At 69.5% G+C, this 25,809-nt stretch carries 15 protein-coding genes; 5 read left to right on the top strand and 10 right to left on the bottom strand.

Annotated elements, in window-relative coordinates; genetic code table 11:
- Positions 1-121: 121 nt before the first annotated feature.
- Positions 122-1,309 carry a GGDEF domain-containing protein gene (locus EYF70_RS15070; protein ID WP_131146144.1) on the top strand — a complete coding sequence of 396 codons (1,188 nt, stop codon included), beginning with the start codon at positions 122-124 and terminating at the stop codon, positions 1,307-1,309.
- 243 nt (positions 1,310-1,552) lie between these two features.
- Here the strand turns inward: EYF70_RS15070 and EYF70_RS15075 are convergent, their stop codons facing one another.
- Positions 1,553-2,494, bottom strand: a complete 942-nt coding sequence (locus EYF70_RS15075) for a sugar kinase (protein WP_131146145.1) — start codon at positions 2,492-2,494, stop codon at positions 1,553-1,555.
- 209 nt (positions 2,495-2,703) lie between these two features.
- Between EYF70_RS15075 and EYF70_RS15080 the strand changes: the two genes are divergently transcribed.
- Complete coding sequence (locus EYF70_RS15080; RefSeq protein ID WP_131146146.1) at positions 2,704-4,308, top strand: methyl-accepting chemotaxis protein; 1,605 nt, start codon at positions 2,704-2,706, stop codon at positions 4,306-4,308.
- 137 nt (positions 4,309-4,445) lie between these two features.
- Here EYF70_RS15080 and EYF70_RS15085 read toward each other — a convergent pair whose 3' ends face one another.
- From EYF70_RS15085 to EYF70_RS15100, 4 genes are read right to left on the bottom strand one after another with little or no spacing between them, the layout of a single operon-like run.
- Complete coding sequence (locus tag EYF70_RS15085; RefSeq protein ID WP_131146147.1) at positions 4,446-5,099, bottom strand: MarR family winged helix-turn-helix transcriptional regulator; 654 nt, start codon at positions 5,097-5,099, stop codon at positions 4,446-4,448.
- Positions 5,100-5,147: 48 nt separating this feature from the next.
- Entirely contained in the window at positions 5,148-7,034 is a 1,887-nt protein-coding gene (locus EYF70_RS15090) for a putative bifunctional diguanylate cyclase/phosphodiesterase (RefSeq protein WP_131146148.1), read from the bottom strand.
- Positions 7,031-7,519, bottom strand: a complete 489-nt coding sequence (locus EYF70_RS15095; RefSeq protein ID WP_131146149.1) for a YfiR family protein — start codon at positions 7,517-7,519, stop codon at positions 7,031-7,033. Before EYF70_RS15095 ends, EYF70_RS15090 begins: the two co-directional genes overlap by 4 nt.
- Entirely contained in the window at positions 7,509-9,500 is a 1,992-nt protein-coding gene (locus EYF70_RS15100; protein WP_131146150.1) for a TonB-dependent receptor plug domain-containing protein, read from the bottom strand. The genes EYF70_RS15095 and EYF70_RS15100 overlap by 11 nt, the downstream gene beginning before the upstream one ends.
- Before the next feature lie 370 nt (positions 9,501-9,870).
- On the opposite strand from EYF70_RS15100, the gene EYF70_RS15105 reads away from it, so the two are divergent.
- Entirely contained in the window at positions 9,871-13,251 is a 3,381-nt protein-coding gene (locus EYF70_RS15105; RefSeq protein WP_165497676.1) for a DUF8487 domain-containing protein, read from the top strand.
- A 50-nt stretch (positions 13,252-13,301) separates the two neighbouring features.
- Here the strand turns inward: EYF70_RS15105 and EYF70_RS15110 are convergent, their stop codons facing one another.
- The 3 genes from EYF70_RS15110 to EYF70_RS15120 all read right to left on the bottom strand — a co-directional run bounded on the left by EYF70_RS15110 (position 13,302) and on the right by EYF70_RS15120 (position 18,235).
- Positions 13,302-15,995: a glycoside hydrolase family 3 C-terminal domain-containing protein gene (locus EYF70_RS15110; protein WP_218943791.1), complete on the bottom strand. Its 2,694-nt coding sequence runs from the start codon at positions 15,993-15,995 to the stop codon at positions 13,302-13,304.
- 100 nt (positions 15,996-16,095) lie between these two features.
- A complete protein-coding gene (locus EYF70_RS15115; protein ID WP_131146152.1) occupies positions 16,096-16,482 on the bottom strand; it encodes a hypothetical protein in 387 nt (128 codons plus the stop codon).
- 85 nt (positions 16,483-16,567) lie between these two features.
- Entirely contained in the window at positions 16,568-18,235 is a 1,668-nt protein-coding gene (locus EYF70_RS15120; RefSeq protein ID WP_307722147.1) for a sensor domain-containing diguanylate cyclase, read from the bottom strand.
- A 272-nt stretch (positions 18,236-18,507) separates the two neighbouring features.
- Between EYF70_RS15120 and EYF70_RS15125 the strand changes: the two genes are divergently transcribed.
- Positions 18,508-22,428: a CHASE domain-containing protein gene (locus EYF70_RS15125; protein WP_165497677.1), complete on the top strand. Its 3,921-nt coding sequence runs from the start codon at positions 18,508-18,510 to the stop codon at positions 22,426-22,428.
- 183 nt (positions 22,429-22,611) lie between these two features.
- Here EYF70_RS15125 and EYF70_RS15130 read toward each other — a convergent pair whose 3' ends face one another.
- On the bottom strand, positions 22,612-23,316 hold the full coding sequence (locus EYF70_RS15130) for a GntR family transcriptional regulator (protein ID WP_131146155.1): 705 nt from the start codon (positions 23,314-23,316) through the stop codon (positions 22,612-22,614).
- Positions 23,317-23,463: 147 nt separating this feature from the next.
- Here EYF70_RS15130 and EYF70_RS15135 point away from each other — a divergent pair, with 147 nt between their 5' ends.
- Complete coding sequence (locus EYF70_RS15135; protein WP_131146156.1) at positions 23,464-24,768, top strand: YbfB/YjiJ family MFS transporter; 1,305 nt, start codon at positions 23,464-23,466, stop codon at positions 24,766-24,768.
- A 21-nt stretch (positions 24,769-24,789) separates the two neighbouring features.
- On the opposite strand, the gene EYF70_RS15140 is transcribed toward EYF70_RS15135, so the two are convergent.
- Complete coding sequence (locus tag EYF70_RS15140) at positions 24,790-25,743, bottom strand: LysR family transcriptional regulator (protein WP_165497678.1); 954 nt, start codon at positions 25,741-25,743, stop codon at positions 24,790-24,792.
- Between the last annotated feature and the right edge of the window lie 66 nt (positions 25,744-25,809).

Consider the following 25,809-nt stretch of genomic DNA (forward strand, 5'->3'; position numbering starts at 1 on the left):
AAAAGTGTTCATCGCCGCAAGGGCCAAGCCGCTATTAAAGTAATACTTATCAGAAATTTAATGTACAATCTTGCGGCGTAGCGCATGTTCCGTGCGAATTCGTCAACGCCAGAAAGACCCCGTGCCGCATCACGACCTGTCCCACCCCCGACTCGAGATCGACCGCCAGCGCGCGGAGTTTGCCGACGCGGCCGTGGAAGACCGCTTCAACCGCCACCACCTGCCCGAGCGTTCCGCCCAGCTGAAGGTCAGCCTGCTGTTCTGCGCCGCCTTCTACGTGGCGTTCGGCGCCACCGACGTGGCCACGCTGGGCCCCGGCCCGACCGCCTGGGCGATGATCGCGCTGCGCGTGCTGGTGGCGCTGGTGGCCGCCGGCGGCTGCGTGGCGATCCTGCGCCGGCCCGAATCGGTCCGGGTGGCCGTGCTGGCCGCCAGCGCGGTCGAAGTGGTCGGCATGGCGGTGTTCATGGTGCTGTGCTGGTACCAGCCCGCCGCCACCGCCTGGAACGTGATGTCGCAGGCGCTGATCCTGATGGCCATCTACATCAACATCCCGAACCGCTTTGTCTACGCCGCGTGGATCGCCGCCGGGTCCAGCGTGGTGTTCTGCGCGATGCTGATGACGCAGGGTTTCCTGAAGATGGACGACATGGTGGCGCTGGTGCTGCTGCTCATCCTGGGCAATGCGCTCGGTTTCATCGGCGCGCGCCGCTTCCACCTGGCCCAGCGCGAGGAATTCCGCTCCGCCATCCTGCTGCAGCAGCTGGCCGACCGCGACCCGCTGACGGGCTGCTACAACCGCCGCGTGCTGCAGAAAGGCTTGCTGGACGCGGAACTGGCGCGCGCGCGCCGCTACGGCAACGCGCTCTCCGTGATCCTGTGCGACATCGACCACTTCAAGCAGATCAACGACACGCACGGCCACGCGGCCGGCGACCATGTACTGCATGAATTCGGCGGCCTGCTGCTGGCGATGACGCGGGAAACCGTCGACAGCGTGGTGCGCTACGGCGGCGAGGAATTCCTGATGGTGCTGCCCGAAACGGACCTCGAAGGCGCCCGCACGCTGGCCGAACGGATCCGCCATGCCTTCGGCAGCACCGGCAGCGCCGTGGAACTGGGCCGCTTCGTCACCGCCACCGCCAGCTTCGGCATCGCCTCCGTGCCGGCGCTCGACCCCGACGCGCCGGACACGCCATCGGTGCTGCTGGAGGCCGCCGATGAACAGCTGTATGCCGCCAAGCGGGGCGGACGGAATTGCGTGCGGGGGGTGTCGGTGACCAGTGATCGGGCGTGGTCGATTGCGTGAGGGGCACCAGGGACTGGCTCAATTGCCGCTAAACCAAGCTTTTCCCGAGACATTGAAGGCGCATACATTCACCCCAACGGCGAAGGGCTGGGGTCAGACCCCGCGGGTCTGACCCCGGAGTTTGCACTTGGGGTGGATTTATTTCGCTCCTCGGAGACTGCCCCCTGCTGCTGCCCCCTGCGACGCTGGCGTTCTTTCGACATCTGATTTCGCTCGACATCCGGCATCGCTTCCAAGGCAGCCTCACCTGCCAGCGCCCACCTCGCGCGGCGGGATGGCGCCGCGGTGCGCGAGCTTGGCGGCGGCGACACGGTTGGCGAGGGCGGCCGCGGCGGCGGGCGCTTCGCCGCGCAGCACGGCGGCGAGATAGGCGCCGTTCCACGCGTCGCCGGCGCCGGTGGTGTCCACTACGCTGGCGCGAACCGCCGGCACCACGGTGCGCTGCCCGCGCAGCCACACCTCACAGCCCTCTTCGCCGTGCTTGACCACCGCATGTTCCACCAGTTCGTGGGGCGCGCCGGGCAGGATGGCGGCATCGGCCGGCAGGCTCGGGAGCAGGATATCGACGAAGGGCAGCAGCTCCGCGCAGGCGGCGCGGGCGGCCGCCTCGTCACCCCACAAGCGCGGGCGGTAATTCGGGTCGTAAGCGACCAGCACGCCGTGCTCGCGCGCGCAGCGGGCCGCGGCCAGCGTGGCGGCGCGCGCGCCCGGGGAGATGGCCTGGGTGATCCCGGACAGCAGGATGCAGCGGGCGGACGCGATGAATGCCGCATCGATATCGGCCGCCGACAGCTGCGCGGCGGCGCTGCCCGCGCGGCGGTACGTGAACGACCGTTCGCCGCGCGCATCGAGCGAGATGAAATACACGCCGTTCTCGCCAGGCACCAGCGGCGCATGGCCGATGTCGATGCCCTCCCCTTGCCAGGCCGCGCGCAGGCCGCTACCGAACGGATCGTCGCCGACGCGGCTGACGAACGCCGTGCGCGCGCCCTGCCGGGAAGCGGCCACCAGCGCGTTAAGGACATCGCCGCCATATGCCTTGCTGAAGCGCTCGGCGCTGGCCAGCGGTTCGGTGGCGTTGAACTCGACCATGCACTCGCCCAGGCCGACGAGATCGAAGGCGCGTGCGGAATCGGAGTCTGGAAGGGGGGCGGCAAGGCGGCTTGCGGGGGTCGGCGTCGTCATCGGTTGGCGTGGGTTGGCGTGGGGTTGGCGTGGCTTGGCACGAGATAAAAATTGCCGGTAAAGCTATCACCTTCCCGCATCCGTGCATAGCTTTTTGCTGCGGCGCGGCAGCCCGGCCGTGCGCCGGTGGCTTGCACGGTCGGGTATAAATGTTGGCGCTGGGCCGCGCAATGGACGCGGCCGCGCTTTCATTGCCAGGGAGACGAACGATGAATCTAGCGAATCTGGGGATCGGCAAGCGGCTCGCCGCCGGTTTCGGCATCGTCTGCATCATGCTGCTCGCGATGGTCCAGCTGTCGAACGCCATGCTGGCCCGGGTCAACAACGGCACCCACGAGATCGTCAACAACCGCATGCCGAGGATCGACGCCACGGGGCGCATGCAGGCCGAGATCAACGATATTGCGATTGCCTTGCGCAACATGATCCTGATCGCGGACCCGGCGGACCGGCAGCGCCAGCGGGAGGAAGTGATGGCGTCGCGGCAGGCCATCGACGCGATCCTGCGCGAACTCGACGCCACACTGCAGAATCCGAGGGGGCGCGAACTGCTGCAGCAGATGCGCGCCGGGACCGAGCGCTACGTGGCCGCCCAGGACACGCTGCTCGGCCATATCGGGAGCGGCGCCGAAGACGTGGCGCGGGAGATGCTCGGGACCCGGATGCGCCCGCTGCTGGTGGACTTGAAGGCCGTCGTCAGCGAACAGGCCGCGCTGCAGAAGCAGCTCAGCGAGACGGCCGCCAGGGAAGCTGCGGAAACCTATGCCAGCACCCGCAACCTGATGTGGGGCCTGGGCATCGGCGCCGTCATGCTGGCCGCCCTCGTCGCCTGGTGGATCACGCGCTCGATCACCCGCCCGGTCGCGCAAGCGCTCGACGTGGCCAATACCGTGGCGGCCGGCGACCTCACCAGCCGCATCGACGCTGCGACCCAGGATGAAATGGGCGAGCTGCTGCGCGCGCTGCGCCGCATGAACGAAAGCCTGGCCGCCACCGTGACGACGGTGCGGCGCGGCACCGACATCATCGCCACCGCGGCGGCGGAAGTGGCGACGGGCAGCCAGGACCTGTCGGCGCGCACCGAACAGCAGGCCAGCTCGCTGGAAGAAACCGCGTCGTCGATGGAGCAGCTGGCGTCGACGGTGAAGCAGAACGCCGACAACGCGCGGCAGGCCAACACGCTGGCCGCCGCCGCGTCGGCCGTGGCGGCGCGCGGCGGCGACGTGATTGCCCGCGTGGTCGGCACGATGGACGACATCCGCGCCTCGGCCAGCCAGATCGGCGACATCACCAGCGTCATCGACGGCATCGCCTTCCAGACCAATATCCTGGCCCTCAACGCCGCGGTGGAAGCGGCCCGCGCCGGCGAACAGGGGCGCGGCTTCGCCGTGGTCGCCTCCGAAGTGCGGACGCTGGCGCAGCGCTCGGCCGCCGCGGCCAGGGAAATCAAGGAGCTGATCGGCGCATCGACCGACAAGGTCGCGGCCGGCACGCAGCTGGTCGGCGAAGCCGGCGCGACGATGCAGGAAATCGTCGACAGCGTGCAGCGGGTCACCGACATCATGGCCGAGATCTCATCGGCCAGCAGCGAGCAGTCGGCCGGCATCGAGCAGATCAACCGCGCCGTGGTGGAGATGGATGCCGTGACCCAGCAGAATGCCGCGCTGGTCGAACAGGCCGCCGCCGCGTCGGAGTCGATGAAGGACGAGGCGGCGCGGCTGGCGCAGGCCGTGGCGGTGTTCAGGGTGGCGGATGATGGAGCGCACGGGGTGGCCGGTGGCCGGCGGGACGGGCAGCGGTTGCTGGCGGGTTAGTGGGGGGAGCTGGTGGCGGAGTTTGTATAGGCCCTACCCCAAGTGCAAATTCCGGGGTCAGACCCGGCGGGTCTGACCCCAGCCCTTCGCTGTTGAGGTGAATACAAACGCTTCCATTATGCCGGGTGCGGGAGCCCCTACGCGAACGTCTGCCAGTTCCGCTGGGCGGCGGTGGCGTCGGCGGGTTCGTGTTCGGCGCAGTCGATGCGCAGGAAGGCGATCGGCAGCGGGGCGCCGACCAGGGCGCAGTGATGGGGGGCGGCGGCGCCGGGGAACTTGTTCGGTTCGAAATGCCGGCACGACAGGCAGGCGCGCAGTTCGGGGAAGCGTTCGGTCTTCTGCAGTTCGGCGATGGTCTTGAACAGGCCCGTCAGCAAGGCGACCTGCAGCGCGTGCGGCAGCGCCGAGACGGCGTCGTCGGCGAAGCCCAGCGCGCCTTCCAGCCGCTCGGCAAGCCGTTCGCCTTCCGGCGTCAGCAGGAGCGCCGTGGCGCGGCCATCGTCCGCGGCGCGGGTCTTGCGCACATAGCCTTTCGCCACCAGGGCGGCCACCGAATCGCTGGCGCTGGGGGTGGAAATGGACAGTTGCTGGGCCAGCCAGGAAAGGCGCATGCCGCGGGCGCGGCGGTGCAGCAGCTGCACGATGTCGGCCTGCGCGGGATTGAGCTGTTCCGCGGTGGACGCGGCCCACATGCCGGCGCGCAGCACGCTGGCGAGCCGGGCGATCGCGGTCACGATGCGCGCCGACAGGTCAGGCGTCGCATCCCACGGGGTTTCAGGCGAAATATCCATGCCCGCAGAATAGCCAGGCCGGAGGCAATTGTCAAGGAGTCCTAATCGTCACCCGGCGATGCACGCCACGTCGAGCTTCAGGTAGCGGGCCGCGAGGACGTCGGCCGCCATCGGCGCGCCCAGCAGGTAGCCCTGCACCACGTCGCAGCCGGCATGGCGCAGCCAGTCGAGCTGGCGCTGCTCTTCCACGCCCTCGGCCACCACGGTCAGCCCGAAGCCGCGCGCCAGCGCCAGCACGGCGAGGATGATGGTCTCGCCACGCTGCGGCAGCAGCTGCACGAAGCTGCGGTCCACCTTCAGCTGGTTGATCGGGAATGTCTGCAGGTAGGCCAGCGACGAATAGCCGGTGCCGAAGTCGTCGATCGCCAGCCGCACGCCGAGCGCGCGCACGGCCTGCATGAACGAGATGGCGCCCGACACGTCTTCCATCAGCACGCTCTCGGTCAGTTCCAGTTCCAGCCGGCCCGGCGCCAGGCCGCTGTCGGACAGCGCGCGCGTCACGTCCTCGATGAAGCCCGGTTCGCGCAGCTGCCGCGCCGACATGTTGACGGCCAGGGTCAGCGCCGGCCCGCCGGCGCGCTGCCAGCCGGCCACCTCGGCGCAGGCACGCTGCAGCACCCAGCTGCCCAGCTGCACGATCAAGCCGCTTTCCTCGGCGATCGGGATGAATTCGGCCGGCGAGATCTGGCCATGCTCCGGGTGCCGCCAGCGCAGCAGCGCTTCCACGCCGACCAGTTCCCCGCTGGCGCAGGCGAACTGCGGCTGGTAATGCACGGCCAGCTGGCCGGCGTCGATGGCGCGGCGCAGCTCGCGTTCGAGCACGGCGCGGCGCTGGGTGGCCGCCGTCATCGCCGGCACGAATTCGGCCAGCCGGTTGCGGCCGGACTGCTTGGCATGGTACAGCGCCGTATCGGCGCTGCTCACCAGCTCGCTCAACGCCGAGGCATCGTCCGGATACATGCAGACGCCGACGCTGGCGGTGGCGAAGAACTCGCCGCCCGCCACGGAAATCGGATGGCGCAATGCCTGCGTCACCTTGTCGGCGATGCCCAGCGCGGTGGCGCGGCCCGGCACCGGGGCCACGATGATGGCGAATTCGTCGCCGCCGATGCGGCCCACCAGGTCGGTCGTGCGGACCGCGCCGGTGAGCGCCTCGGCCACCTTCTTGAGCAGTTCATCGCCAGCGGCATGGCCGGCGGTATCGTTGACGGTCTTGAAATTGTCCAGGTCCACCAGCAGCAGCGCCAGCTGCGTGCCGTCCGCGCCGGCTTCGCCGAGCGCCTTTTCCAGGTGCGCGTAGGTGGCGTGGCGGTTCGGCAGCTGCGTCACATGGTCGGTGTGCGCCATGTAGTCGAGCTCGCGCTCGGCGGCGGCCACCCGGGCCCGCGTGGCGCGGCCCAGCGTGGCCACCACCAGCATGGCGCCCAGCGACGCTACCGCCAGCAATCCCACGTAGCGCAGCATCGCGCCGCGCAGCCGTTCCGTGCCCACATGCAGCACCGTGTGGCCGACCACCTGGCCCCGGTAGCGCACTGTCTCGGTGACCACGATGCCATCGTCGCGCGCCACGCGGGCCGCGGCCAGCCCCGGCGGCAGGCGGCTGTCCGGATAGGAGAATTCAGCGAAATGGCGGCCCTGCCCGTCGTAGATGCCGACCGCCTTCAGGCCCTGCGCATAGCGGAAGGCGCGCAGCGTTTCCTGCGCCACCTCGCGGTCGCCGAACATCAGCGGCGCGGTGACGCTGTCGGCCACGATGGCGACCTGCACGCGCGCACCATCCATCATCGCCTGGCGGATCTCGAGCAGCTGGTAGGCGATCAGCACGGCGCCGGCGATCACCAGCGCCGCCACGGCCGCCACCAGCTGGCCGCTGCGCAGCGTGGCGGCGATCGGCATGCGCCCGGTGGGCGCGCTGCGGAAGGGAAGCAATTTCATCGGACGTTCCTGGCCAGGCGCAACAAGCGCGAACTGAAGCGCAGCCCGGCGCGCGCGGCTTCCTTCGTATCGATGTCGAAGCGCAGGTGCTGGTCTTCCTCGACCAGCGCCACGGCGCCGGCGTAGCCGTTCACCGGTTCGTCGACGATCGCCAGCGTGCCCGTGCCCTCCGCGGCCGGGCGCGCGGCGCCGGCACGCAGCACGGCCACGTCGCACGCGATACCCGCCGCCGGTTCCACCACCGCCACCTTGCGCTCGCCTACCGGCTTGCCGTGCAGGGCGCGCAGGCTTTCCCACAGCGGGTGGCCATTGTTCACGCACACGTTCAACGCCCGCGCGCCCGCGGTCGCCGGCCAGGTGGTGAACTGCGCGATGTTGTAGATATAGGCGGCCTTCAGCACGGCGTCATCCGTCTGGGCGTGACCGCGCGGCGCGGCGACGAGCAGCGCAAGCACGATGGCGGCGGCGATCCATTCAGAACGCATAACCCGTCTTGACGAGCACCGTGCGGCCCTCGCGGGGGATGGCTTCCTGCACGAAGGCGGGGCCGGCCGGATCCGCGCCGCGGCGCCCCGCCGCGTTGTACAGGCTGACCGACCAGTCGAACTTGCCGGTGCGGGTGGCCGGGCCGAGCGTGAAGTTCCATGTGCAGAAGCCGCCCGTGCTGGCGTTCTCGGTGAGGCGGCGCGAGGTGCACTGGCCTTCCGTGCCCAGGCGCAGCCTGTCGCCCGGCAGCGCCCAGGTGGCGTTCAGCTTGAGCAGGTGGCGCGGCGAATTGACGATCCAGTCGCCCTTCTCGTCCGCGGCGTGTTGATAGGTATAGCTGCCGCGCAGGCGCGTGCCGCCGGCGAACAGGCGCTCGCCGGACAGTTCGACACCGTCGGCCGTGGCACGCTCGGTATTGTCGAACATCAGGATGCCGTCCGGGCGCAGCGTTTCCGTGATCAGGTCGGTGATCCGGTAATGGAAGGCCGCCAGCGTCAGCTTGCTGTACGCGTCCGGCTGGCGTTCCCATACCAGTTCGCTCGTGGCGATTTCCTCGGCGCGCAATGCGGGATTGGCCTCGGCGTAGGCATCGACGTCGTAGTACAGCTCGTAGGCATTCGGCGAGCGGTAGGCCGTGCCGTAGATCAGCTTCAGCGTGTCCTTCGCACCGGCGTGCCAGATCAATGCCGCGCGCGGGTTGACGCGGCTGCCGGTGGTGGTATCGCGGTCGTAGCGCACGCCGGCATTGACGATCAGGTCCCGCGACAGGTGCACCTCGTCCTCGACGAAGATGCCGACGCGGCTGTCGGCGCGGCGGTCGTCCATCATCAGCTCGACGGGGTCGAGGTTGTAGTTGTACTGGTCGCGGCGGCTGTTGCGCTGCAGGTCGATGCCGACCAGCAGCTTGTGGTTTGCCAGGCCGGTATAGGTGCCGGTCGCGTTGACACCGTACCAGGTGCCCTTCGCACCGTCGACATTGATGCGCGGGGTACCTTCCTCGTCCGGGTAGAGGCCGGCGCCGACGTATTCCACGCGGCCCCAGTCCAGCCGGACCGACAGCGACAGGTCGTCGGACAGCGGCGCGGTATAGCCGATGCCGGCGGAACTGAGCACGTCGCGAGTGTAGTTCGGCGTGTTGTACACCGCGCCGAACGATGCGGTGGGGATGCCCTTGGTGCGCGTCACGTGGCCGGCGTTGAACGACAGCGGGCCGCGCGCGACCTTGACGAAGGCGCTGCGCGAGCGGTCGTGGTCGAGGCCGACGGCGATGCCGTCGTTCTGCTCGGGCGTATCGAATTCGGCGGCATACAGCTTGCCGCCGTCGCGCCTGAAACCGCTGACGGAAAGCAGGATGTCGGTGCCGTCCTGCGCGTGGTAGCCCCAGCTGGCGCGGCCGCGGCGCTCGCCCAGGCTGCCGGCCGCCAGCGCGACCTGCGGGCCGGCCAGCGCGCTGCCGGACTTGGTGACCACGTTGATCACGCCGAAGACCGTGTTCGAGCCGTACACCGCCGCGCCGGGGCCCGGCACGTACTCGATGCGTTCCACCAGGTCCATGTCCACCAGCCCGTCGGTACCGATCGCCGCCTGGTCGTACAGGCTGTCGTTGACGCGCACGCCGTCGATCATCAGCAGGAAGCGGCTGTTGTAGTCGCCCGGCCGCTGGAAGCCGCGCGCGCCGATGTACGTGTAATTGCGATCATCCGAGATGTACAGGCCGGGCAGGCTCGCCAGCGCCTCGGCCAGCGTGCGCCAGCCATGTTCGCGCACGTCCTGCGAGGTCAGCACGGAAACGGCGGACGGCGCATCGCTGACCCGCTGCGCGAAACGCGACGCGGACGTGACGACGGTGACGCCCATCAGGCTTTCCAGCGACATGGCGGCCAGGTCGCCGGACGGTTCGTCCAGCCCGCCCGCGTGGGCGAACGCGGCTTGCAGGGCAAGGACGAGGACAAGTGGTTGGCGCAGGAATGGACGGGGCATTTTTTGTGTTGGTCTCGCCGGGACGGCGTGCCGTGAAATGAGGATGAAGTTCTGGAGGTATTTAAGTCTTTATATAAGGCAACATCTTACCGCCGTCCATTTAACAAAGTGGCGTTTCTTGTGCGCAATATAACGATTTGTGCGGATACACAACAGCAAGCCAGCCGGTTACTTGCGATTGATTGCGATTCATTGCGATTTTATTGTCCTCCTGCTCATCTTCTTGACTGCTTGACAGTGCGATGCGGCCCGCGGCGGACGCCACGCGATAATGCGCGGTGATGCTGACCGCCCCGCCGCCGATGACACATTTGCCATGACACACTCGCCGCTCAAGCTCCCACGACACGCCCTCCCCTTTTTTGCTGCCATGCTGCTCGCGCTCGGCCCCGCGTCCGCCAGCGGCACGGCCGAAACCCGCGACCTTGCCGGCTCCTGGCGCTTCGCCCTGGACCGCCGCGACGAAGGCGTTGCCGCGCGCTGGTATGGCAGCGCGAAACTGGACCAGTTCGCGGACCGGTTCGCGGACCGGATCACGCTGCCGGGCATCCTGAATGCGCAGGGCTACGGCGACGAGATTTCCACCAGCACGCCGTGGGTGCTGTCGCTGTACGACAAGGACTGGCACCTGCGCGAGGAGTACAAGGCCCATACCGCGCCCGGCAACGTGAAGGTGCCGTTCCTGTCCCAGCCGCCGCGCCACTACCTAGGCGCGGCCTGGTACCAGCGCGATATCGACGTGCCGGCCGCCTGGCGCGGCAAGCGCGTGGTGCTGCACCTGGAACGCCCGCGCTGGGGCTCCACGCTATGGCTGGACGAGCGCGAGATCGGCAGCAACCGCAGCCTGGTCGCAGGACATGAATACGACCTGGGCCTGCTGGCGCCGGGGCCGCACCGGATCACCGTGCGGGTGGACAGCCGGATGCTGATGAACTACCGGCCCGATTCGCACAGCGTGTCCGATTCGCTGGGCATGAGCTGGAACGGCATCGTCGGCAAGGTGGAACTGCGCGCCACGTCGCCCGTGTGGATCGACGATGCGCAGGTCTTCCCGGACGTGGCGGCACGCACCGCGCGCGTGCGGCTCAAGATCGGCAACCGCGGCGGGCAAGCCGGCAGCGGCACGGTGCGGGCCAATGGCCGGCGCATTCCCGTCACCTGGACCGCCGATGGCGGCAGCGCCGAATTCACGGTGCGCTACCCGCGCGATGCCGCGACCTGGGACGAATGGAACCCGGTATTGCACACCTTGAAACTGAAGCTGGACGGCCCGCAGGCCAGCGACGCGCGCGACGTGAAATTCGGTTTCGTGCAGATCCGCGCGGAAGGCAACCGGATGCTCGTAAACGGCCGGCCCACGTTCATGCGCGGCACCCACCACGGCGGCGACTTCCCGCTGACCGGTTATCCGCCGACCGATGTCGCCTACTGGAAGAAGATCTTCACCATCAACAAGCAGTGGGGCATCAACCACGTGCGCTTCCACTCGTTCAACCCGCCCGAGGCGGCGTTCCAGGCCGCCGACGAGGTGGGCATCTACCTGCAGCCGGAGCCGGGGATGTGGAATACCGTCTCGCCCGGCACGCCGATGGAAGCCATGCTGTACGAGGAAACCGAGCGGATGATCCGCGCCTACGGCAACCACCCGTCGTTCCTGCTGTTCAGCCCCAGCAACGAGCCGAAAGGCAACTGGAAGGCGGCCTTCGACAAGTGGATCGCCCACTACCGGCAGGCCGACCCGCGCCGGCTCTACACCAACGGCACGGGCCACACGGAACCCGCGGTGCCGGACGTCGACAAGGGGACCGACTACCTGGCGATCCAGCGCATCGGCCCGAAACCGCTGCGCAACAAGACCGGCTGGTTCGGCCGCGACTATTCGGGTTCGCTGGAAGGCATCGGCGTGCCGGTGCTGTCGCACGAGAATGGCCAGTGGGTGGCCTATCCCGACTATTCGGTGATCGACAAGTTCACCGGCTACCTGCGGCCCGGCAATTACGAGATCTTCCGCGAATCGGCCAGGGCGCGCGGCGTGCTGGAAAAGAACCGCGAGTTCGCGCTGGCTTCGGGGCGCTGGCAGCTGGCCTGCTACAAGGAAGAGATCGAAGCCATCCTGCGCACCCCCGGCATGAGCGGCTACCAGCTGCTCGACCTGCACGATTACCTGGGCCAGGGCACGGCGCTGGTCGGCCTGCTGGACACGTTCTGGGAATCGAAGGGCTACGCCTCCGCGGAAGCGTTCCGCCGCTTCAACGGCGAAACGGTGCCGCTGGCCCGCGTGACGCGCCTGACACTGACCAGCGCCGATACCCTGGACGTGCCGGTCGACATCGCCCACTACGGCAAGGCGGCGCTGCGTGGCGCGCGCCCCTGGTGGAAGGTGGTCGACGGCGCCGGCAAGACCGTGGCCGGCGGCAGTTTCGCGACGACCGACCTGGCCATCGGCCGCAATGCCCGGCTGGGCCGCATCGCCCTGCCGCTGGCGGGCCTGCCGGCACCGGCCAGGTACCGCCTGGTGGTCGGCCTCGCAGGTACGCACATCGAGAACGACTGGAACTTCTGGGTCTATCCGCGCGAGGTCGCGACCGATGCGCCGGCCGACGTGCTGATCACCCGCGCTTGGCCGGAAGCCGAAGCGCGGCTGGCGGCCGGCGGCAAGGTACTGTACCTGCCGCGCAAGGCGGACCTCGACTGGACTTCGCCGCCGCTGGCGGACGTGCCGGTATTCTGGAACCGCCTGATGAATCCCGGCTGGAGCCGCATGCTCGGGCTGTGGATCGACAAGGCCCACCCTGCCCTGGCGGGCTTCCCGACCGACGACCACTACGACTGGCAATGGGCCGAGGTGGCGGCGCCGGCGCGCGCCATGAACCTGGCGCGCCTGCCGTCCGGCCTGCAGCCGATCGTGCAGCCGATCGACGACTGGAACCGCAACTACAAGCTGGGGCTGCTGTTCGAGGCGCGCGTGGGCACGGGCCGGCTGATGGTTTCCACCGCGGACCTGGACAGCGACATCGGCGACGGGCCGACCGCGCGCGTGGTGGCGCGGCAGTTGCGCAAGTCCGTGCTCGACTACATGGCCAGCGACGCGTTCGCGCCGGCCACCGACGTCAGCCCCGACGCGCTGCGCGCTTCGCTGTTCGACACCCGCGTGATGAAGAAGCTGGGCGCCACCGCCAGCGGCTGGAACGACGCGGACAAGACGATCGACGGCGATCCGAACACCTATGCGCTGGAGTCGGGGAAGAGCGAGGACAAAGGCAAGGGCAAAGGCGACGCAGCGAGCGGCGGCGCCCGTCCGCAGCCGGCACTGACGATCGCCTTCCCGGCCGCCGTGCCGTTCGACGGCCTGGTGCTGATGCCGCGCCAGAACCACCGCGACCACGAGGGCGATGTGCGCGAATGGCTGGTGCAGGTCAGCGACGACGGCCGCCAGTGGCGCGACGTCCGCCGTGCCACGCTGGGCTCCACCTTCGAGCCGCAGTCGATCCGCTTCGACAACGTCACCGCGCGCTGGCTGAAGCTGACCGCGCTGGCCGGCTTCGGGGCCGACCGCGCCAGCGCGCTGGCCGACGTGGCGGTGTCCTATACCGGCCCGGCGCTGCCGGACGAGGACGGCGAGCTGCAATACCAGCGCTCGCGCTCGACCTCCACCGATGTCGACGAAGCGGGGATGGACGACCGGCGGCCAGGCCGGCCGGGCACCGGTGACAAGCGCGAGACTCACCCGGGAGCGGCATCCGGGCGGTAAAGTCCGCGGTGGCGCCCAGCCCGGACTTTACCGCCCGGATGCCGCTCCCCTTACTTCGGCAACGCGAGCTCCCCATCGACGCGCAGTGTCGCCTGCGTCACCTCGGCGAACTTCGGCTGGCCGCCGCCGGCGTACACGGTGTAGTCGCCGGCGCGGACAAAGCGGGCTCCCTTCGCATCGACCTGGGACTGCGCCCGGGCATCGAGCTCCATCGTCACCGTCCGGCTGCCGCCGGCTTTCACGTGGACGCGGCGGAAGCCGGCCAGCACCGGATTGGCGCGGTCGCCCGGCTTGGCCAGGTAGAGCTGCACCACCTCGTCGCTGTCGCGCTTGCCCGTGTTGCGCACCGTGACGGTGGCCTGGACCGCCTGCCCCGCCTTGACGCGCGTGGCCGACAGCTTCAGCGCGGCATAGCGGAAGCTGGTGTAGCTGAGGCCATGGCCGAACGGGTGCAGCACCGGCCCGTTGAAGTAGCGGTACGTGCGGTTCCGCATCGAGTAATCGGCGAACGGCGGCAGGTCCGCTTCGGAGCGCACGATCGTGTACGGCAGGCGCCCGGCGGGGCTGACCTGGCCGGCCAGCACGCGGGCGATGGCCGCGCCGCCGCCCTCGCCCGGATACCAGGCGTGCACGATGGCGTCGGCGTTCGCCTCCACCCAGGGGTCGGAGATCGGGCCGCCCGTCAGGTAGACCACCACCAGCGGCTTGCCGGTGGCCTTCACGGCTTCCAGCATGCGGCGCTGCGCGTCCGGCAGCGCCAGCGTGAGGCGGTCGCCGCCCCGGAAGCCGGGGAAGTCCACCTTCATTTCCTCGCCTTCCAGGTCGGGCGACAGGCCTACCAGCGCCACCGCGACGTCGCTCGCCCGGGCCGCGGCCACCGCGCCGTCCACCAGTGCATCGCGCGGCGCCACCCACTCGAGCGCGCTGTGGCGGTCGTTCTCGGTGCGCGCGTAATCGATGCGCACGCGGCGCGGCCGGGTGTCGTCGAACGTGAAGTGGATTTTTTCCATGCGCTGCTGGCAGTTGCCGGCCACGCACTCGGCCGTGTTGCCGCCGCCGATGCCGGCCTTTTCCGGCGAGACCACCAGTTCGTCGTCGATCCATACCTTGATGTTCGGCAGCGGCCGGTCGCGCGGCACGATCATGCGAAAGCCCAGCTCGTACTGGCCCGGCTTGGGTGGCACCAGCACGCCGGTCCAGCGCACCGAGAACCGTTTCGGTTCGAAGCCCTGCGGGGCGCTGTGCTCGAAATTGAAGTTGATGACAGGGTCGATGCGCGTCATCTTCGGCTTGCCGGCAAATTCCAGGTTGTCGAAGTACTCGCCCCGCAGGCCGTGCTGACCGCTGTCCGCCGCCACTTTCAGGAACGTTTCCGGGATCGGCATGCGCTTGCCATCGATCAGCGGCGCGCCGGCGGCATACGTCACGCGCGCGGCGCCGAACGCCTTGCGCAGCGCGTCGACCGGCAGCGTGGGATGCACGATGGTGCCGTTGTAGTTGCCTTCCAGGCTTTGCAGCAGCGCCGCGTTCGGCCCGATCACGGCGATGCGGGCCCCGGCGGCCAGCGGCAGCACGTTGCCGCCGTTCTTCAGCAGCACGATCGCTTCCTCGGCGGCCTGCTGCGCCAGCGCGCGGTGGGGGGGCGAGTTGATCGCGCTGTACGGCACCTTGTCCCAGGCGCTGCCGTCGAGGAGGCCCATGCGGATGCGCGCGGCCAGCAGGCGCACCAGCGAGGTGTCGATTTCCGCTTCGGTGATCAGCCCGCGGGTGACCGCTTCCGGCAGGCCCAGGTAGCTCCGGCCGCAGACCAGGTCCGTCCCCGCCTTGACCGCGGTGGCTGCCGCGTGAGGAATGTCGGGCGACGTCTTGTGGCCGGTCACCAGGTCGCTCACCGAATCGCAGTCCGACACGATGAAGCCCTGGAAGCCCCAGTCCTTGCGCACCAGGCCGTTCTGCAGCGGGTGGGCGCACATCGGGATGCCGTCCACCGCGTTATACGCGCACATCAGCGAATACGCCTTCGCATCGACGATCGCATTGCGGAACGCCGGCAGGTAGGTGTCTTCCAGGTCGAACGGCGACACGTCGACATTGAAGCTGTGGCGCTCGGGCTCGGGCCCGGAGTGCACCACGAAATGCTTCGGCGTGGCCACGCCCTTGTACAGCTTCGGGTCATTGCCCTGGATGCCGCGGATGAACGCCATGCCCAGCTGGCCGGCCAGGTGCGGGTCTTCGCCGTAGGTTTCCTGGCCGCGGCCCCAGCGCGGGTCGCGATAGATATTGATGTTGGGGGTCCAGTAATTGACGCCGAAGTAGCGCGCCGTGCCGCCCGCATCGCGCCGCAGCGCGGCGTTGAAGTTGGCGCGCCCTTCCAGCGCGATCGCATCGGCCAGGCGCTCGGCCAGGGCGGTATCCCAGGTCGCCGCCAGGCCGATCGCCTGCGGGAACACGGTGGCATGGCCGGCCCGGGCCACGCCGTGCAGCACTTCGTTCCACCAGTCGTAGCGCTTCAGGCCGAAGCGTTCGATGGCCGGCGCGGCGCTCTGCATCTGTTCGGCCTTTTCCCGCAGCGTCATGCGCGCGACCAGGTCCCTGGCGCGCGCTTCGGGCGCCAGCGTGGCATCGCGATACGCGGGCGCGGCCCCGGCCGCGGCAAGGCCCGGCGCGCAGGCCAGCGCCACGGCGAACGGCATGGCGCGAAGTACGCGAACGGTGCTGGTGAAGGAACTGGCGGCGAGGTGCATGGGTCTCCTGTACGGTCTGTCGTTGAATTGCCGGGTTGCCGCAATTCTGCAGGCCATCAGGTGCCGCCGCAATGTGAAAATCGCCAACGGCCCGACGTTTTTACGCCTCCGTCACCGCTGCGCCCTCGGCCGCCGGTACCTCGTCCGCGCTGAAGTACACGGGCAATCCCAGTTCGCGCGCCTGCCGCACATCGCCATCGGCGCCGCGCGAGGCACCGGGAATCCGGTAGACGGCATCGCACTGCGCGATCACCCGCCGCGCCACGCCGTACAGGAAGTCCGACGGCACGTACTCCGCGACCCGTCCATGCCCGGCATGCTGGGCCAGCGGCAGCGCCAGCCATTCGCCGATCAGCGGCACGTGGCCCTTTTCATAGACTTGCCACGCAGCCTGCTCGAGCGCGTGGAGGTTGCGCGCAATGCGCTGCAGGTCGCCCTCGGTACCGCTGCGGTACGGGCCGGCAATCAGGATCGTCATCGGTTTCATGTCGTACTCTCCATCGAATCAGGGAAGCACGATATTACACGTTTTATCACGGTCCTGCACGTTTTTACACGTTTACTGCGCCCTGCTATGCTTTTGCACGCTCCTGCACGACTCCGCGTGAAACGAATTCCTCATGCCCCCGTACACTGGCGAGCTTTTCCGCGCCGAACACGTTGACCGCATAGCCGTTGCGGCCGGACGCCTTTACGCCGTACAGCGCATAGTCGGCCGACTGCATGATCGCGTCGGCGTTCGTCGGCATGCTCGTGATGGCGATGCCCACGCTGGCCGTCACGTGGAGCGCCGTGTCGCCGACCTGGAACGGCGCTTCCATCGCCGCCAGGATCCTGCCGCCCAGCTGGTGCGCCTCGCCGGCGCCGCGCACCTGTTCGTAGACCACCACGAATTCGTCGCCAGCCAGGCGTGCCACGGTATCGGTGCAGCGTACCGCTCCCTGCAGCCGGCGCGCGAACTCCACCAGCACCGCGTCGCCGGCGGCATGGCCATGGCCGTCGTTGATGCTCTTGAAGCGGTCGATATCGAGGAAGGCCACCGCCACCGACTCGCCGGAGCGGCGCGCGCGCGCCAGCGCCGCCGGCAGGAACTGGTCGAACATGCGGCGGTTGTGGGTGCCCGTCAGCACATCGGTCGTGGCCAGCCGGTGCAGGTCGTCCGCGGCCTGCTTGCGGCTGTGCGACAGCCGGTACAGCGCCCGGCTCAGCACGCCGAATTCATCGGCGTGGTCGACATTGAACGCGCTGATGTCGGTGGCGCCCGCATCGATCGATTCGACCACGCCCTGCAGCGCTTCCAGCGGTTCCATCAGCACCTTGACGAGGCCCCAGCCGAAGATGCCCGCCATGGCCGTGAACAGGCCGGCCGCGCCCAGCGCGTTGAACCACACCGACGCCATCGGCGCGAACGCATCGCGCAGCGGATACGACACGGCCACTGTCCAGTCGGCATGGCGCAGGCGCTTCCACGCCACCAGCGATGGCTCCTTGCCGTCGAGGATATCGGCGCGCCAGCCTTCCGGGCCGGCCAGCGGGGCGGCGACGGCCGGCATCTCGTCGGCCGAAGGCTGCGTCAGGATCAGTTCCTTGCGGGGGTGGTGGATCACGGTGCCGTCGTTGGCGATGATGAACAGGTAACCCTGCTCGCGGGTGCGCAGCGCCTCGACCTGGGCGGCAAAGGCCGGGCGCAGCAGGTCCAGGCCGCCGACCAGCACCGCGAAGACGTTGCCGCGCGCATCGGACAGCGGCTGTGCCACCGAGACCACCGGGCGACCCGACAGCACACTGCGGAACGGCGCCGAGATCACGCTGTCGCGGGTGCGCAGCGCCTCCTGGAAGTAAGGCCGCGTACTGACGTTGATCACCTTGTCGCGCCGGTTCTTCAGGCTGGACACCAGGTCGCCGCGCGCATCGAAGGCGACGATGTTGACGAATTCATCCCGCAGGCCCGGATGCGATTCCAGCAGGGCCTGCACGTCGCGCGCACCCAGATTGCGCGACAGCGCTTCCTCGGCAATGCTGCGCAGCACGTTCTGCTTGGTACGCAGGTCGTTGTCCAGGTAGGCGGCGGCGCCGGACAGCGCCGAGATTTCCTGGCGCGCGATCATGCGCTGGATCTGCGATTCCGCGATCAGCAGCGAGATGCCGCACACGCCGATGGCGGCGATGAGCACCATCGAGGCCACCAGGGCGGAGACCTTGAACCTGAAGCTGGTGAAATGTGAGGCGGCCGATAACACGGCAACTCCCTGGCGCACGAAGACGCGACGATCGGTGATCCGGCGGGGAATTGGGCCAGGACGGCAAGCCGCGCGTGGCATGGGCGCGGAATTGCAACTGGGTAATTATAGCGTTGGCACGGCCCCGGATGCTCGAACGAAATCGTGATGTTGCCGAGTTACAACGAATATAACGGTCAAGGCAGCTCATGGATATGCCGCACAACCATGAAATGCAGCGTTGAACCAACTCAGGCATCATGCAGGCAACACCGGGAGGAGACAGACACCGCATGGAGACGCGTTCCGGACCGCTCATGGCCCACGCCGGCAGGATCGTGCTGTGCACGCTCGCGTACCTGGCTGGGGCAGCCATCTGCATTCTCGTCTCCGTCCCCACGGGGAACAACAGCCCGGTGTGGCTGCCGACCGGCATCGCACTGGCCGCGGTGCTGCGCTTCGGGTGGCCGATACTGCCCGGCGTGGCGGCCGGCGCCTTCCTGGTCAACCTGTACCTGATGGCCAATGGCTCGGGGCCGGGCGCGCTGCATGTCGCCGCGGCGCTCGGCATCGCCGCCGGCAATACGCTGGCCGCGGCGGCGGGTGCCTGGCTGATCCGGCGCGGCTCCCGCGCCCTGCGCCGCGACAGCCCCCTGGTGATCTACGGCTACGTGCTGGTCGCGGCGGTGGCGGCGATGATCGGCGCGGCGCCCGGCGGTTGCGTGCACGCCCTCGCCGGGCGGATCGCGTGGAGCGGGGTGGTCCCGGTCATCACGCTGTGGTGGCTGGGCAATGTCATGGCGATCCTGCTGGTGACGCCGCTGCTGTCGGCCTGGAGCTCGCGCCACGCCTTGCGCACGCTGCGACCGCCCCGCGCGGCGTGCTGGCTGGCCCTGCTGCTGGGAACGATGGCGCTGGCCACCCTGGTCCTGTACCGGGTGGCGCCGCAGCCATGGCAGGCACTGGCGCCATGGCTGCTGCTGGCGCCGGCGATCGGTGCCGCCTACCTGTTCGGTGCACCCGGTGGTTCCGCCGCCGCCGCGATCGCCGCGGCCGGCGCGATCGCCGCCACGCTGGGTGGTGCCGGGCCGTTCGCCACCCGCGACCAGTTCCATTCGCTGCTCGGCCTGGACATCTACCTGGCATTGCTGGGCATGGCGACCATGCTCGTGACCAATACCGCGGCCGGCCACCACCGCCCGGCGACGGATACGCGGCCGGGGCGCTGGCCGGTCGGCACCCTGGCGCTGTGCCTGGGCATCACGGCGGCCGCCTGGCATGCGGTCGGCCGGCAGGCCGAGTTCCGCACCCGCGAGCGCTTCGACGCGATCATCGACCTCACATGGCAGCAGATGGACTACCGGATGGCCAACTACCGCCGCATGCTGATGGCCGGCAAAGCCTTCTTCGAAGGGTCGGACGACGTTTCCGAAGCGGAGTGGAATGCCTACGTGGCCAATTTCGACGTGGAACGGGCATTTCCCGGCACGCTGGGCCTGGGTTTCGCCGCCTGGCTGCGCTCCCCCGGCGAGGCCGCCGCGCACCTGGAGCAACAGCGCTCGCGCCGCGCGGCCTACCGCATCTGGCCGGAACCGGTGCGCTGGCCGGTGGCCGCCGTCACGTACCTGGCGCCGCCCAACGTGCCGAACGAGCGCCCCATCGGCTACGACATGATGTCCGAGATCAACCGCCAGCACGCGCTGGAGGGGGCCGTCGCGAGCGCCGGGATCGGCAGCACGGGCACCATCGGCCTGGTGCATGACATCGGCAAGGGCGGACGGCATGGCTTCCTGATGTTCATGCCGCTGTACCACCGCGGCGCGCCGACCGGATCGGCCGCGGACCGCGAGGCGGCGCTGCGCGGCTTCATCTACAGCCCGTTCCGGGTGCGCGACATGGTCGACAGCCTGCTCGGCAGGCACGACGCGTTCGCGCTGCGCATCACCGACCTGCATCCGGCATCGCGGGGACGGGAAATCTATCGCAGCGCCAGTCCTGGCAACGACACCGGCAACGGCGGCAGCGACGCCGGCGCGCAGGAATCGCGCTACGTGAAACCGCTGGCGGCCGTGCGGACGCTGGCGATCGACGAGGCCGGGCACCGCTGGCAGCTGGAATTCACCGCCAGTGCCCGCTTCGAATCCGGCATCGACCGGCAGGGCCCGCTGCTGACGCTGGGCCTGGGCGCGCTGATCAGCTTCCTGCTGTTCAGTATCGTGCGCGGCCTCGCCTCGACGCGCGCGCGGGCGCTGCAGATGGCCCAGCAGATCACCCGCGAGCTGCAACTGCAGCAGCGCGCGGTGCGCCAGAGCGAGGAACGCTTCCGCCTGTTCACGGCCAGCGTGCGCAGCCACGCCATCATCTTCCTCGATGCCGCCGGCCGCGTGGAGGCGTGGAACGACGGCGCCGCCAACCTGTTCGGCCACGCGGACGGCGAGGCGATCGGCCGCGCACTCGACCTGTGGGCCGACCCGGAACGGGGCCGCGCGCTGCTGGCCGAGGCGGCGGCCGGCGACAGCGCCACCGCCGTCACGGAACTGGTGCGCAAGGATGGCACCCGCTTCACCGGGGAACTGCAACTGACGGCCGTGCGGCGCGACGGCGTGCCGACCGGCTTCGCCTGCATCGTGCGCGACGTGACGGCCGCACGCGAGGCCGAGGAACAATTGCGGCAGGCGGTGGCGATCGCGCAGAGCGCCAGCCGGGCCAAGAGCGCCTTCGTGGCCAACATGAGCCATGAACTGCGCACGCCGATGAATGGCGTGCTGGGCATCGCCGCCCTGCTGGAACGCGGCGCGCTGGACAAGGAACAGCGCGACCTGCTGCGGATGATCCGCAGCTCCGGCGAAACGCTGCTGGCGGTGCTGAACGATATTCTCGACTTTTCCAAGATCGAGGCCGGCAAGGTCGACCTGCACCCGGAAGCGGTGGCCCTGGACGACGTGGCCCTGGCGTGCGCCCGCCTGATGGCCGTCAACGGCGGCGGCCGGCTGCGCGTGCTGGTCGACGTGGCGCCGGCGCTGCCGCCCACGATCGTGGCCGATGCGCTGCGGCTGGAGCAGATCCTGACGAACCTGATCGGCAACGCCCTGAAATTCACCACGCACGGCGCCGTCGAATGCCGCTTCGTGCGCGCCGCGCTGGAGGGCGCGCCGGCGCTGAGGGTGGATGTCGCCGACACCGGCATCGGCATCGACCCGGAGCAGCAGAAGCGGCTGTTTTCCGCGTTTGCCCAGGCCGATGCGTCGACCACGCGGCGCTTCGGCGGCACCGGCCTCGGCCTGACGATCGCGCGCAGCCTGGCCAGCCTGATGGGCGGCACGCTGGAGGTGGCCAGCATGCCCGGCGCCGGCAGCACGTTTACCCTGACAGTGCCGCTGCAGGAGGCCGCCGCGCCGGACCGCTACGCCCTGGCGCCCGAGCACCAGTCGCTGTCCGTGCTGCTGTGCGAACCGGAAACGCGGACGGTGTCGGCGCTGGCCAATGCCACGGCGCGCTGGGGCTGGCACCTGCACATCGCCCACGATCCGGCGCGCGTGGGCCTGCTGCTGGCGGTGCCGGGCGCATTGCCCTGGGACCTGGCCATCGTCGGCCCCGGCATCGATGGCGCCCAGGTGATCGCCGCGCTGGCCGCGCGGCGTGCGCAGCTTCCGCCCGGCTTCGCGCTGATCCGCATCCTGGCCGGCTTCGACCTGCCAGCCGGCGATACGGCGGTGCCCTTCCCCGTCGCGGTCGTGCATGCGCCGGCCACCCGCGCCGCGCTGCATGCCGCGCTACTGGAAGCGCGCTCGCGGCCCGAACCGGCACCACCTCCGGTGGCCGACGATGGCGTCGCGCCGCTGGCCGGCATGCGCGTGCTGCTGGCCGAGGACAATCCCATCAACCAGACGGTGGCCGTGGCCCTGCTCGACTACGCCGGCGCGGCCGTCACCGTGGCCGGCGATGGCGCCGCGGCGCTGGCCCGGCTGGAACAGGACCCGGCCGGCTTCGACATCGTGCTGATGGACGTGCAGATGCCCGTACTGGACGGGCTGGCCGCCACGCGCGAGATCCGCGACAGGCTGCGGCTGGCGGTGCCGGTGGTGGCGATGACCGCCGGCGTCACGCAGGAAGAACGCGATGCCTGCAACGCGGCGGGCATGGATGCGTTCATCGCCAAGCCGATCGACGAGGGGGAACTGGTGGACATGCTGCGCAGGTATCGGCGAAGCTGACTTTCATGCACGGCAGGAGAGGTTTGGTGTCGTACATTTTTTCCGGGCGATCTTTCCGGAAAATGTGTCCGGCACCGGTGTCCGCCAGCACACCGGAACGCCGGCAAGCACCGGTGTCCGACACTTTTCCTGGATAAAAAGTCCAGGAAAAATGTCCGACACCAGCGGTATTGCCGCCGCGTGTCAATGCACCGGCAGCACGAAGTCCGGATACCGCTCGCGCAGCGCGTCCAGTTCCGACAGCGTGCCGGACAGATGCTTGCGCACCCACGACTGGGCGCGCGCGGCATCGCCGTCGCCGATGGCGCGGGCGATCTCGGCGTGCTGTTCCAGGATCGACTGGGCCTTGTTGTTCAGCGGCAGGTGCAGCCGGCGCAGCCGGTCCAGGTTACCGCTGCCGTCGCGCAGCCGTTCCCACAAGCCGGTCAGCAGCGCGGCGTCGTACAGCGTGCGGTGGAATTCCATGTCCACCGCCGTGAAGCTGGCCAGGTCGCCCCGCTCCAGGCAGGCGCGCTGCCGCTCAACCAGTTCGAGCAGCCGGGCCGCCAGTTGCGGATCGCGCCGCTGGGCCAGGCCATGCACCAGTTCCAGCTCCACCGACAGCCGCAGGAAATGCGCTTCGCGGGCCGACGACAGGTCGACCGCGCGCACCCGCGTGGCGTGCTGGGGAAAGACTTCGACCAGCTTTTCGTCGTCCAGCCGCGCCAGCGCATCGCGCACGGGGGTGACCGACACGTCGAAATACCCGGCCAGCTCGTTGCGGGACAGCACGGCGCCGGGCGGCAGCGCCAGGGTAACGATCAGTTCGCGCAGGTGTTCATACACCTGCAGCGCCGCGCTGCGGGACCGGTCGAGCCGGAAAGTGCCAGGTAAGGTGTGTTCGCTCATGTCGTCATCGTAATGTGCCCCGCCCGGATTGTACCGGGAAGCGGGCCTCGCAGCACCGATAAGCCCGGGCTTATCGGTTGCCGCAGCCGATCCGATTGGCCTTCCCGGCGGATGGCTCCTACGATGGTGGCAACGAAAGGAGTCGCCATGACCACCCGATCACCAGCCTCGTCAGCCTCGCCAGCCTCGCCAGCCTCATCAACCTTATCAACCACATCAACCTTATCAACCACATCGACCACATCAGCCTCGGCCACGGAACCCGCCGAAGCCGCCGATGCCACCACCCTGGCCGTACCGGACGCGCTGCCGGCCCCGGTCGCGATCTTCGCCGGGCTGTCCGCCAGCCTGGTGGCGATCGGCCTGGCCCGCTTCGCCTACACGCCGCTGATCCCGCCGCTGATCGAGGCGCACTGGTTCGGCGCCAGCGACGTCGTCTACCTGGGCGCGGCGAATTTCGCCGGCTATTTCGCCGGCGCGCTGTCCGGCCGGCGCCTCGGTGCACGCTTTTCCCACCGCGCCATGCTGCGGTGGATGATGGCGCTGGCCGCGCTGTCGTTCGCGGCGTGCGCATGGCCCGTCTCGCTGGCGTGGTATTTCACGTGGCGGCTGGCGTCGGGCTTCGCCGGCGCGGTGGTGATGGTGCTGGTGGCGCAAACGATCCTGCCGATGGTGGCACCGGCCCGGCGCGGCCTGGCCAGCGGCGCCATCTTCATGGGCATCGGCGCCGGGATCGTGGCATCCGGCACGCTGGTGCCGCTGATGATGAAGGCTGGCTTGGGCGCCACCTGGCTCGGCCTGGCCGCGCTGTCGGCCCTGCTGACCGGCTTGACCTGGCGTGCCTGGCCGGCGCATGCGCCGGTGGCCGCCACCCGCGGCGCGAAGGTGCCCATGCCGGCGGCCGTGCGGCTGCTGTACGCCGCCTATGCCGCGGTGGCGGTCGGCCTGCTGGGCGCCGCCGTGTTCCTCGTCGATTACGTGGCGCGCGGCCTGGCCCGGGGCACCGGGGCGGGCGCGCTGTACTGGATCGTGTACGGCGCCGGCGCGCTGTCCGGCCCCGTGCTGTATGGACTGGTGGCGGACCGCATCGGTTTCGGCAGGGCCTTGCGGGGCGGCCTGGCACTGTCCGGCGCGGCCGCGCTGGCGCTGGCCTATATGGACCACCCGGCCGCGCTGGCCGTGGCCAGCGCCCTGCTGGGCGCGTTCACGCCGGGCGTCGTCACGCTGATGATCGGCCGCATCCATGAACTGCTGCCGGGCGACAGCCACGCCCAGCATGCGGCCTGGGGCCATTCGACCACGATGTTCGCGCTGTTCCAGGCACTGGCCGGCTATGCGTTCTCGTTCCTGTTCGCACACAGCGGCGGCCGGCACCATGTGGTCTTCGTCGCCTCCGCGCTGGCGTTCGGTGCCGCGCTGCTGCTGGAGGCGGCCAGCGCAAGGCGGCGCTGACTTTCGCCGGCGCCGAGCACTTCAGCGCTGCCCCGCCACCGCGCACCGCCGCGCTTCCTCGACCGTGATCGCCAGGAAGTCCAGCACCACCGGCTGCGTTTCGCCGCTGCGCCAGAACGCGTGCATGGCCAGTGGCGCGAGTTCCGGCACCGCCAGCGCCACCATGCCGGGCAGCGGCTCGGGCAAGGCGAACGCGGTGGCCAGCATGCCGCCCAGTCCCTCGCGCGCCAGCTGCACGCCGGTCTGCACCTGGCTGGTTTCATACACGATGTCCGGCGCGGCGCCCGCATCGCGGCAGGTGGCCAGCACGCGGTCGTAGACGGACGGGTTGACGGCCCGGGCGAACATCACCACGCGCTCCCGGGCCAGCTGCTCCAGGCTGACCTGCCCGCCCCCGGCCGCGGCCAGCGGGTGATCGTCCCGCACCAGCAGTTTCCAGCCCGCCAGCAGCAGCGGCTCGGCGCTCACGGCTCCGTCCGCGGGCAGCCACTGGGCGGGGTCGTCCAGGATGACGGCGATGCCCAGGTCGATGCGGCCGCGCTGCAAGGCCTCGACCTGCGCGGCCGCGTCCATCTCGTGGCGCGCTGTCCTGATGTCCGGGTACAGGGCGCGCAGCCGCTTCAGCGCGGCGGGCAGCATCGGCACGCTCGCATACTCGACCAGGCCGATCGACAGGCGCATGTCGTGCAGGCCGCCGGCCGCCCGGGCGGCGCGCGTGCTTTCCTCGATCAGCCGGAAGACGCCCTGCACGCCATCGCGGAAGATCTCGCCGGCCGGCGTCAGCGCGATGGCGCGCTGGCCGCGCTCGAACAGCCGCACCCCCACCGATTCCTCGAGCCGGGCGATCTGCTGGCTCAGCGCCGGCTGGGTGATGAAGCACAGCTCGGCCGCACGGCCGAAGTGCAGTTCCTGCGCCAGTGTCAGGAAGTAATGGAATTGCCGCAGCTCGCCCGTTTTGATCGCCCGATTCCTCATCGGCCGATTGTAGACGCGCACGCACCCGCCGGGCAATGCGCCCGGTGCCGCCGCTCCCGATCGGCG

The sequence above is a fragment of the Pseudoduganella albidiflava genome (assembly GCF_004322755.1).
GTDB lineage: Bacteria > Pseudomonadota > Gammaproteobacteria > Burkholderiales > Burkholderiaceae_D > Rugamonas > Rugamonas albidiflava.

Bases quoted from the DNA above. Each gene is read 5' to 3' on its own strand.
- EYF70_RS15075 (WP_131146145.1), bottom strand. From the start codon at position 2,494: ATGACGACGCCGACCCCCGCAAGCCGCCTTGCCGCCCCCCTTCCAGAC.
- EYF70_RS15115 (WP_131146152.1), bottom strand. From the start codon at position 16,482: ATGAAACCGATGACGATCCTGATTGCCGGCCCGTACCGCAGCGGTACC.
- EYF70_RS15125 (WP_165497677.1), top strand. From the start codon at position 18,508: ATGGAGACGCGTTCCGGACCGCTCATGGCCCACGCCGGCAGGATCGTG.
- EYF70_RS15110 (WP_218943791.1), bottom strand. From the start codon at position 15,995: ATGCACCTCGCCGCCAGTTCCTTCACCAGCACCGTTCGCGTACTTCGC.
- EYF70_RS15080 (WP_131146146.1), top strand. From the start codon at position 2,704: ATGAATCTAGCGAATCTGGGGATCGGCAAGCGGCTCGCCGCCGGTTTC.
- EYF70_RS15090 (WP_131146148.1), bottom strand. From the start codon at position 7,034: ATGAAATTGCTTCCCTTCCGCAGCGCGCCCACCGGGCGCATGCCGATC.
- EYF70_RS15140 (WP_165497678.1), bottom strand. From the start codon at position 25,743: ATGAGGAATCGGGCGATCAAAACGGGCGAGCTGCGGCAATTCCATTAC.
- EYF70_RS15105 (WP_165497676.1), top strand. From the start codon at position 9,871: ATGCTGCTCGCGCTCGGCCCCGCGTCCGCCAGCGGCACGGCCGAAACC.
- EYF70_RS15135 (WP_131146156.1), top strand. From the start codon at position 23,464: ATGACCACCCGATCACCAGCCTCGTCAGCCTCGCCAGCCTCGCCAGCC.
- EYF70_RS15130 (WP_131146155.1), bottom strand. From the start codon at position 23,316: ATGAGCGAACACACCTTACCTGGCACTTTCCGGCTCGACCGGTCCCGC.
- EYF70_RS15085 (WP_131146147.1), bottom strand. From the start codon at position 5,099: ATGGATATTTCGCCTGAAACCCCGTGGGATGCGACGCCTGACCTGTCG.
- EYF70_RS15095 (WP_131146149.1), bottom strand. From the start codon at position 7,519: ATGCGTTCTGAATGGATCGCCGCCGCCATCGTGCTTGCGCTGCTCGTC.
- EYF70_RS15100 (WP_131146150.1), bottom strand. From the start codon at position 9,500: ATGCCCCGTCCATTCCTGCGCCAACCACTTGTCCTCGTCCTTGCCCTG.